This is a genomic window from Blautia sp. AM29-29 (genome assembly GCF_003480555.1).
GTDB lineage: Bacteria > Bacillota > Clostridia > Lachnospirales > Lachnospiraceae > Fusicatenibacter > Fusicatenibacter saccharivorans.
Genome location: NZ_QUJD01000018.1, coordinates 80,554 through 86,769, shown reverse-complemented (window position 1 = coordinate 86,769; position 6,216 = coordinate 80,554). Strand labels below are relative to the sequence as shown.

General features: G+C 39.8%; 8 protein-coding genes. All 8 read right to left on the bottom strand.

The genetic code is table 11. The features are described from left to right. Nucleotides 1–48: 48 nt before the first annotated feature. The 8 genes from DW769_RS13195 to DW769_RS13160 all read right to left on the bottom strand — a co-directional run bounded on the left by DW769_RS13195 (nt 49) and on the right by DW769_RS13160 (nt 6,214). Nucleotides 49–234 carry a hypothetical protein gene (locus tag DW769_RS13195; RefSeq protein ID WP_199688483.1) on the bottom strand — a complete coding sequence of 62 codons (186 nt, stop codon included), beginning with the start codon at nt 232–234 and terminating at the stop codon, nt 49–51. Between the two features lie 48 nt (nt 235–282). Next, the gene (rfbC, locus tag DW769_RS13190; protein WP_117801427.1) at nt 283–789 is read right to left on the bottom strand and encodes a dTDP-4-dehydrorhamnose 3,5-epimerase; all 507 of its coding nucleotides are present in this window, start codon (nt 787–789) and stop codon (nt 283–285) included. Continuing rightward, nucleotides 783–1,646, bottom strand: a complete 864-nt coding sequence (locus DW769_RS13185; RefSeq protein ID WP_118750471.1) for an AraC family transcriptional regulator — start codon at nt 1,644–1,646, stop codon at nt 783–785. Before DW769_RS13185 ends, rfbC begins: the two co-directional genes overlap by 7 nt. Nucleotides 1,647–1,675: 29 nt before the next feature. Next, the gene (locus tag DW769_RS13180; protein ID WP_117801425.1) at nt 1,676–1,858 is read right to left on the bottom strand and encodes a helix-turn-helix domain-containing protein; all 183 of its coding nucleotides are present in this window, start codon (nt 1,856–1,858) and stop codon (nt 1,676–1,678) included. A 16-nt stretch (nt 1,859–1,874) separates the two neighbouring features. Continuing rightward, nucleotides 1,875–3,281, bottom strand: coding sequence for a hypothetical protein (locus DW769_RS16920; RefSeq protein WP_243001835.1), 1,407 nt, complete (start codon nt 3,279–3,281; stop codon nt 1,875–1,877). A 127-nt stretch (nt 3,282–3,408) separates the two neighbouring features. After that, nucleotides 3,409–4,452, bottom strand: a complete 1,044-nt coding sequence (locus DW769_RS13170) for an SGNH/GDSL hydrolase family protein (protein WP_117801424.1) — start codon at nt 4,450–4,452, stop codon at nt 3,409–3,411. 120 nt (nt 4,453–4,572) lie between these two features. Beyond that, nucleotides 4,573–4,968, bottom strand: a complete 396-nt coding sequence (locus DW769_RS13165) for an adenylyltransferase/cytidyltransferase family protein (protein ID WP_158568318.1) — start codon at nt 4,966–4,968, stop codon at nt 4,573–4,575. A gap of 22 nt (nt 4,969–4,990) precedes the next feature. Further along, nucleotides 4,991–6,214, bottom strand: a complete 1,224-nt coding sequence (locus DW769_RS13160; RefSeq protein WP_117801422.1) for a DUF1015 domain-containing protein — start codon at nt 6,212–6,214, stop codon at nt 4,991–4,993. Between the last annotated feature and the right edge of the window lie 2 nt (nt 6,215–6,216).

The window sequence follows — 6,216 nt, the reverse complement described above, 5'->3', positions numbered from 1 at the left end:
ATTATGGCATAACTTGAAGTGAATAAAAAGGTACTCAGGTTCTACCGTTTACATCTCAGCTTTCTGCGATTTCAACGATTCACGCATAGACTTGATGTCCGTCTTTAATTCCTCAATCTGAGTGACGGTCTTGGCTACGCCCTCTTCTAAGAGAGCTTTGTCCTTCTGCAGCTTTACAATCTGTGCATCGAAGTCGATTTTTGTGCGGTTTTTGCTTCCTTTGGTTCTGGGCATAATACGATACCTCGATTCAGTTTTATATGTATTTTTATTAAACCACCATTATTTATCTTTGGCAATAGAGAATGGAAATTTCTCCGCATTCCTGTCTTTCTCCGAAACAATATACTCCCCTTCTGGCCAGCTCTCGCTTTCCCAGATGAAGTCCGAATCGTACCTCACAGCTCTCGCGGCTTCTGCGCAGAAGTCGTTATCCACGCACCACTGCATCAGGGTGTCATCTTCCAAAGTCAGGTATCCGTGGGCGAAGCCTCTCGGAATGTACATTTGCTTCTGATTTTCAAAGGACAGAATCTCGCCATAGGCGTATCCAAAAGTATCTCCCGGTCTGATATCCACGGCAACATTGAAAATCGAACCATGTAGGCAGGATACCAGCTTTGCCTGCGCGTACTCTCCCTCTTGGAAGTGTAGTCCACGGAGCGTTCCAGCTTTCTTGCTGAACCCTTGGTTGATTTGAACCACGTGAAATCCCTCTGCTGACACCGACAACCACCCACGGAAATCTTCAAAACGTTGTGTTTCAATTATTTCTGGCTTGTCTACCATTGCTTTCTATACTCCCTTGGACTGATTCCCTCTACTTTTCGGAACATCCGACTAAAATAATTTGCATCTGCCATGCCGACCGCAACGCCTATTTCATCCACAGTCATATCCGTGAAGCGAAGCAGCTGCTTGGCTCTGGTGATCCGTTTTGAGATCAGATAGTTATTGACCGTCGTTCCGTAGCTCTCTTTGAAGATTTTGGATAGATAGAACTTGTTGATAAAGAACTTCTCTGCCAACTCTTCCAGCATAATTTTCTCTGTAAAGTGTTCGTCCAGATATTCCTTCACGGCTGCCAGTTCCATTCTCTTCCGGCTCACCGTCACGCTCTCTGGATGCCAGGACTGTTCCATTAGGAGAGTCAATAGACTTCCCAGCTTCTCATTGATCCGCATATCCCGGATGTAATCAGATGAGGAAGCTAAGTTATAGAGTTCTGTTAGGAGTAATGTGAAGGGTGTTAGATCATCTGGATGAAACACAGGCCGACCACCACGCTCCTTGTATTTCTCATACACAGCCGGAAGGGATGGCGCATAGAAGTGGCACCATTGAAGTGACCAGAGATTATCGGATGTAGAATGGCTGTACGCTTTCCAACAGTCGATAAACACACAGTCCCCGGCTGACAGCTCATAGGTCGTTCCTTCGTAGGTGAGGGTTCCGTTTCCAGACAGAACTACGAAGCACAGAAACGAGGTCAGGTTCGTTCTGGTCGATGTATGCGGGTGGATGGCCTGCAGCGATCCGACCTCCTGCAGATGCAGTAACGATGTCCGCGCAAACGTGGACGGGGTGTATAGGATTCGGGAGGAGGTCACGGACGACGATTGTGGGTTGAATAATTCTTGATCCATATTAGCATCCTCACCCTTTCTCCGAATCCTTACTTTACTTTCCGTCTCTTATATCCCGCCGGTGGCACTGCATCTTTGGGAATATGCCACGGTGAACCTTTTCGGTCTTGATTGCAATCCGGGATTTTTCCCTCACGGCACCACTTTGATACCGTGGCCGGAGTAACGCCAAATTTCTCTGCAAATTCTCTGGTTCCGATTGCTTCGCTCATATGTGTTCCCTTTTACTTATGCATTACTTGCAGATGTCTGTTTTTTCGAATCGATCATATAAAGATATGGAGGGTTCTTTCCTTCATCAAGCATTTTTTGATACTGCTCTTTTATTTTTTTGTCACGACCCGGATTTCCAACCATAACATATACAAATATCCTATTGTTTGTTCCTTCCGCCTGCGCATAGCTTTCTATCTGTTCTTCAAATCCATGCAAATAATCATTATTGGATGACAATTTAATTTCAACAACAGTTTTATCGTTTCCTCTGCTGACTTTCAAGTCCACCGGGCCAGGCCCTTCATTTGCTTCAAAAGACATATCAATATTATTTGATTCGCAGTAATATTTTCCGCTCAGATGAAGCATTCTTTGAACTGCTTTTTCCCGACGCTGAGTCGATGCGGATTGAATTTCATCCCAGCCCTTATTGTGTTCAACCCAGTCTTTAAAAATATCCAAAACTTTTAAAGCCGCATCATAACTTCCTATTTCACGTTTATCAGCGTGCTCAAGGAAATTAAATGCACCGCTTCTTTTCATTCTTTTAAAGGCATCAGCAACAAAGTACTCAAGATCATTATCAACACAGTAGGGGGCGATTTCTTCTTCTCTATACCCCTCTATTATCTTGGCACAACGCCCCGCATCCATAAAAATGTGCTGTTTTAAATAGTTCTTCTTTTCCGCCGAGCACATCTTTTGCCATTCTAAACCAACTGCTTCGTTGACTTCGTTTCGTATTTTTTCATTTTCTGAAATCACTCTGTCAATATCATCCCAACATCTCGCTATTGGAAGTTCATGTAAAACCTCTGTCGGCAAGTATAATAACTCACAGTTTTTAAATGGGTTAACTGCAATTTCATTTATGAACTCAACATCAGGATAATGAGTTTGATTTATCTGCAACGCTTGATTAATTCGCCTGGTATAAGCCTCTATATCGGGCTTGATAATTGTTGCAATCATATCGCTAAGCCTATCAGCTGCAACATTTTCTTCAAACAAACCGACCAGTTGAAAAATTTCAGGCTGCGTAGATCCATTTTTAACAATATCAAATGCATCGCTAATAACTTTTTCGGACAACACCCTTCCAAAACCAGCATCGACACCGGTTTCAGAAAAGCCAAGATTTACACCATTTAATCCAGAAAACGAAAACTTTTTTAAGGCTTCACGATAAAATCGATCTCCCTTATCTTTTGAGGCACTTAAAAGTATCATTATGTTCGAAAAGAAGTCATTAACACGCTCATATGCATTTGAAAATTCTGGCGTATCAGATTTCTTTAAACGAAGAAGGTTAATAAAGAAGTGACTGTCCTTGTTTATTATAGAATCAAATACACCCAATTCTTCTAGTCGGTCATCCAATTCAAAAAAATCCGAAATAAATACTGGTTCCACTTTCATTATTCCTCCTTGCCTTCGTATTCCTTCACATCTCAGCCAGTCATAAGACCGTTGCCTGCTGCTCACCACGGAGAGGTGTGTGAAGATTTGAGCAGCTACCGTGTGAATAATCACACGGCCTAAATTGTTATTCCCAGCTAAAGCACATTCCCTGGAAGCCATCCGCTTGTTCTTTGCTATTGAACACGACTTTGATTTCCTTTTCTACCGTGCAGTCATCGCTGACTACCATGATATGACGCTGGGAGAAGTCATAGTTAAACGTAACGGTAGGAGATTTGTATAGTTTGCCATCCACGTAGATGTCCGCTTTATTGTCACCAGACTCAAAGGTATAGTCGATACCCAAAATTCCAGACGCAGATGCGTTCAGAGTAAATGTCGTATCATCTACACGCTCAAAATCAGTATCCGCGCCATACCAGATAAAGTTATCGAACTTATGTACATCTGCATTGATGACATCTGCATCTTCCATTTTTCCGGTAGACGCAGTTACATTTTCATCAATAACAGCCTTTACGGTTTCGTAGTAGATTGTCTGACCAGCATCATTCGGATGAACGCCATCTTTGGTCAAATCGTCATAAGACTTGCCAGAGTTATTGAACGCTGCAATTGTGTCTGCTACAGGGATTCCATAATGGTCACAGATGCTTTGGATCGTGGTTATATTGGATGTATAGTCACGTTGTGAGGATTCCAAAATTGAAATAATCGAGCAATTCGGGTACTTATTTTTGATGGCCTGTACCATAGCTTCATAATATACATCCAAGTCTTGTAAGGCATCATTCTGACCATAGCAAATAATCGCCAAGTCGTAGTCAATGTCATCATCAAGTGCCATTGTCCGGACATAACCAGCATAAGAGGTATTACCTCCCATTGAAACATTTGTTACGGATACAGATGCTTTATTAACAGTCCTTAAATATGCTTGTAACTGTTTAAACCACTGCTGCCCATCTGTTTCTGTGCCAGCACCCGCACCGATTGAATCTCCCACAACCAAAACATTAACGTCAAAACCATCTGATAGCTTCTGATAAAAGCTATCCTCTGCCTTTTTCTGTTTTAATGCTGCTTCTTTCTCCTGCTTTTCCTGATACAATTTTGCATTCATTGCTCGTAGTTCTGCCGATTTCTTGTCCTCATCCTTTTTGTTCATCCAAAGGAGAATCCCAAGGATTGCAGCAAGCAAAACTATAATGATCCATAGTATTACATTTTTTCGGGAGCTACTGCGGTACCCCCCCCCGACGATTATGACTCATTCTTTTCTCCTTACTTATAGACTTTTCTTAATTTCTGATGAACAAATTCCAGGTGTTCTTTTCATACGTACAACTTCTTTTCCATTTTCTTTGCACCACTCAATAGCTCTTTGAAATCCTGCATGATTTTGATCCTCGCCAACTGCAAAAACATCAAAATCCAATGTCTTAATAGTCACATCAACATCTGTATAACTTACTACTTCATCAACTACACTTAGCGCACTAACCAATTCTTTTCTCTGCTCTGTTGTATACATAACTTTAGCATCCGGTTTTGTTTTCAATATATAATCGCCATCCTGAACAGCAACTATCAACCAATCTCCAAGGTTCTTCGCATTTTTAAACAACCGAAGATGTCCTAGATGAAAATAATCATATACTCCAAATGTTACAACTTTTTTCATTTTCATTCTCCATATATTCTTGTTATTTTATTCTTCTTGCTTCAATATAATATCTTTTTTCCTGAGCATGTCCCATGGAAAACGTTTTTCGTGGTAATGAACCATTTTTTATGATTTCTGAAAACAAGTTTTCTTTATCGATGGCTGATAATAAAAGCCCTATACAATCGGATTTACAGCTCAGTTTCTTTAAAACATCATTATCGTGAATATAATCAATATCACAATTATTTGTTTTGACGTAATCATCTAAAAATCTTTGTAAAATGCCGACCGTCAATTCTCCTAGACTTTCATCTAAATACAGTACGCCTTGTTGTTCCTTTGTATAATATTCCACCTTATGCTTACTTTGTGATACACATATTGTTTTTATTTTTGTAAGAAAGTCACTGATATCAACATTCATTAGCAATCTATGTATGGGTTCAAACTGTTGTGATTCGTCCTGCAAATTCTCTAGCTCAACTAACGCATATCTTGACTTTATACTTGTTCCAAAAGCTTTCTTTTGCTGTTCATAGCATTCTTTCGCCGTAGCAAGCGAATGATTTCCATCTCCTACAGCAAAGATCATCGGATCTTCATCTAATCCATAATATTTTTCTCTAATATCTTGTAAATACTTTTCTAAAGCAGCATCAAATATCTCTGCTTTGTCTTCAGATACAAGCCATCCAGTGATGTGTCCTCCATCCTGCATCAAATCAAAATCATATAGTATTTCTAGCTTTTCTTTAATCGTCTCAATTGATTCCAGCAATTGATGCTTTTGGTCATCACATAAAAGCAATATATGAGGCAATTCAATGTTCGCATTTTCACGGATCTTGACTCTTGGCGGTATACGGTCTACCACTGTTTTTTCTGTTGCCCTAATTTTAGATTTGGCGTTTGGTTTATAATCGTAATCTTCCAAATCAATTGCGCCAACTATACCTTTACGAATGGCACCATTTTTTAATTTTCGTTCAACATATATATACGAATTATTATATGTTTCAAAAATATTCTTTTTTAAATAGCTGTTCATTGTTTCATTAATATTAGCTATTTTATCATCATTATTTCCCGACAGTTGTGCTTCCGGTAAAATCAAATTATATGTAGATACTTCATCTCCGATATATTTTTGCACATTTTCCCAGTATTCAGGTTGTGATGTGAATTGATCACATGCAACAACTGCCCACTTTCTATAATCTTTAATTTTGGGAAGTAAAATATCCGTTTTTTCAAATACCATCT

Bases quoted from the DNA above. Each gene is read 5' to 3' on its own strand.
- DW769_RS13180 (WP_117801425.1), bottom strand. From the start codon at position 1,858: ATGAGCGAAGCAATCGGAACCAGAGAATTTGCAGAGAAATTTGGCGTT.
- DW769_RS13165 (WP_158568318.1), bottom strand. From the start codon at position 4,968: ATGAAAAAAGTTGTAACATTTGGAGTATATGATTATTTTCATCTAGGA.
- DW769_RS13160 (WP_117801422.1), bottom strand. From the start codon at position 6,214: ATGGTATTTGAAAAAACGGATATTTTACTTCCCAAAATTAAAGATTAT.
- DW769_RS13195 (WP_199688483.1), bottom strand. From the start codon at position 234: ATGCCCAGAACCAAAGGAAGCAAAAACCGCACAAAAATCGACTTCGAT.
- DW769_RS13170 (WP_117801424.1), bottom strand. From the start codon at position 4,452: ATGAACAAAAAGGATGAGGACAAGAAATCGGCAGAACTACGAGCAATG.
- DW769_RS13185 (WP_118750471.1), bottom strand. From the start codon at position 1,646: ATGGATCAAGAATTATTCAACCCACAATCGTCGTCCGTGACCTCCTCC.
- rfbC (WP_117801427.1), bottom strand. From the start codon at position 789: ATGGTAGACAAGCCAGAAATAATTGAAACACAACGTTTTGAAGATTTC.
- DW769_RS16920 (WP_243001835.1), bottom strand. From the start codon at position 3,281: ATGAAAGTGGAACCAGTATTTATTTCGGATTTTTTTGAATTGGATGAC.